Annotated in this window: 2 protein-coding genes and 1 pseudogene; 2 read left to right on the forward strand and 1 reads right to left on the reverse strand. The window is 63.0% G+C overall.

Annotated elements, in window-relative coordinates; all coding sequences use genetic code 11:
• Positions 1-653, reverse strand: a pseudogene (locus B2994_RS06705) (cysteine--tRNA ligase); the annotation flags it as partial.
• An 80-nt stretch (positions 654-733) separates the two neighbouring features.
• Between B2994_RS06705 and B2994_RS06710 the strand changes: the two are divergent.
• A complete protein-coding gene (locus B2994_RS06710) occupies positions 734-1468 on the forward strand; it encodes a type 1 glutamine amidotransferase (protein WP_291527595.1) in 735 nt (244 codons plus the stop codon).
• Positions 1469-1539: 71 nt separating this feature from the next.
• A partial coding sequence (locus tag B2994_RS06715) for an ABC-F family ATP-binding cassette domain-containing protein (protein WP_291527596.1) occupies positions 1540-2494 on the forward strand: 955 nt, incomplete at its 3' end.

The raw sequence follows: 2494 nt of genomic DNA on the forward strand, positions 1-2494 counted from the left end.
TTGTCGGGCGAGGCGTCGGCCGGGTCGACGGGATTGTACTTGTCGTCGCCGGTGGCGTCCACGGACGGTCCCATGCGATCGGCGGTGGCGGCCGCCTCGTCCACTTCCGCGCCTGTCTGCTTTTGGTGGGTCAGTTCGCCGTAATGCGGCCACGACGCCACGTCGAAATACACATTGCCGGTGGGATTGCCCTGTTCGTTGCGCACCACATACCCGTGGCCGTTGTCGATGATGCGCTGGATCAGATCGATCATGTCGAGCATATGGCCGGTGGCCCGCGGCTCCACGGTGGGTGCGAGCACGCCCAGCGTCTCATAGGCGTGGGTGAATTCGCGCTCGTAATAGTAGGCGCGCGCCCACCACTGCTGGCCGGCCGCGGCCGCCTTGTCGAGGATTTTGTCGTCGATATCGGTCACATTGCGCACGAATGTGACGTCATAACCAAGCTTGGTGAACCAACGGCGCACGATGTCGAACGCCACCGCGGCGCGGATATGGCCGATATGAGGGCTTGACTGCACGGTGGCCCCACATACGTAGATGCCCACTTTGCCCGGCTTGATCGGCTTGAATGCCGAAATGGTATGCGATGCGGTGTCATAGAGCTTCAGGCCGCGCGCCGCCTGAGAGACGTTCTGCTCATTGGTTTCCATAGGGCCGAGCCTATCACGCGCGGGGGAAGGCGCAAGGCTCGTGGCGCACCGCGTTACCGGGGGGTGGCACAATGGGTGGTATGTCCAAACCTCAGGTGCTTATTCTTCAGCATGTTCCGTGGGAACAGCCGGGTCGGATCCTGCAGAATCTCGAGGATCTGGATCTGGGATATCAGATCCTGTCCATCGTCGACCGGAAAAAACCGGATCTGCCGGATTTCAAGGATGTGGCCGGCGTGGTGATCATGGGCGGTCCGATGGGCGCGCTGGATTACGACAAATATCCGGGACTGAAAGTCGAGGCGAAGCTGGCCCGTGCCGCGATAAGCGTGGGCAAACCCGTGCTGGGCATATGCCTGGGCCATCAGATCATTGGAACCGCGTTGGGGGCGAAGCTGTCGAAAGGGCCCGCGCCGGAGATCGGGTACGCGCCGATTAAGCGCGTGGACACGCATGGGTTTTTCTCCATGTGGGACAAGCAGCTGGCCGTGCTGCACTGGCATAACGATGTCATCGGGTTGCCTGAGGGAGCGCAGCTGCTTGCCCGCACATCCGGAACCAAGGTGCAGGCGTTCCGGCTCGGGTCGGCGCTGGGCATGCAGTTCCATCTCGAGGTGACCGCGTCGGTGCTGGAGGATTGGCTGGCCGAACCGTCGATGGTGAAGGATCTCAAGGCCGCCGGGTTGTCGAAATCGCAGTTGCGTGACCAGTTCGCCGAATTCGACACCAAGCTGCAGCCATTGGCCGAACAGGTGTTCTCGGGATTCGCCGCGCGGTGCAGCACCTGCGCCAACGCGCTGCTCGCCGCCGACTGACCGATGGCGGGCCATGCGGTGGTGGCCATGGCGGTCTTTGGTTTCTAGGCATGGCATTACATTGGTGAATCATGCCGACCTATGACCTTGGACTCGAACACGTTGCCCTTTCCTTTGCCACCAAGACCATCTTCACCGATGTGACGCAGGGTGTCTTCGAAGGCGACCGCATCGGCATCGTCGGCAAGAACGGCGACGGCAAATCCACGTTGCTGCATCTGTTCCGCGGCACGCAGGAGCCGGATTCCGGGCGCGTAACCAAGCGCAACGGCCTGACGTTCGGCATGCTTGACCAGCGCGATCCGCTCGATGACGACGCCACGGTGCGCGAGGCCGCGTTGGAGGGCCGCGAGGATTACGAATGGGCCGCGGAGACGCGGTCGCGTGAGATCGTCGAGGCGTTGCTCGGCGGCATCAGCCTGGACGCGAAGATCGGATCGCTGTCCGGCGGTCAGCGTCGCCGTGCCGATTTGGCCCGTCTGCTGCTCAAGGATTGGGACATCCTCGCGCTTGACGAGCCGACGAACCACTTGGACGTGGTGACGATCCACTGGCTTGCCGAGCATCTGAAGAACCGTTGGCCCGCCGGGCAGGGCGCGCTGCTGCTCGTCACCCACGACCGGTGGTTCCTCGACGAGGTGTGCGAGTCGATGTGGGAGGTTCACGACGGCGTGATCGACCCCTTCGAGGGCGGCTACTCCGCGTATATGCTGCAGCGCGTGGAACGTGACCGCCAGGCTGATGTGCGCGAGACGAAGCGCCGCAATCTGGCGCGCAAGGAATTGGCGTGGCTGACCCGTGGCGCGCGTGCGCGCTCCACCAAGCAGAAGTTCCACGTGAAGGCTGCCCGCGAGCTCATCGCCGATGTGCCGCCGGTGCGCAACACGTTGGAATTGAAGCAGATGGCGACTTCGCGACTCGGCAAGCAGGTCGTCGATCTGATCGACGTGACACAGGTCTTCGAGCATACGCAGGGCGAATCGGACATCGATCCGGACGTCTCTCAGATGGAGGCCTCCGCATCGC

This window comes from Bifidobacterium sp. UBA744 (assembly GCA_002298605.1).
Lineage (GTDB): Bacteria > Actinomycetota > Actinomycetes > Actinomycetales > Bifidobacteriaceae > Bifidobacterium.

Bases quoted from the DNA above. Each gene is read 5' to 3' on its own strand.
- B2994_RS06710 (WP_291527595.1), top strand. From the start codon at position 734: ATGTCCAAACCTCAGGTGCTTATTCTTCAGCATGTTCCGTGGGAACAG.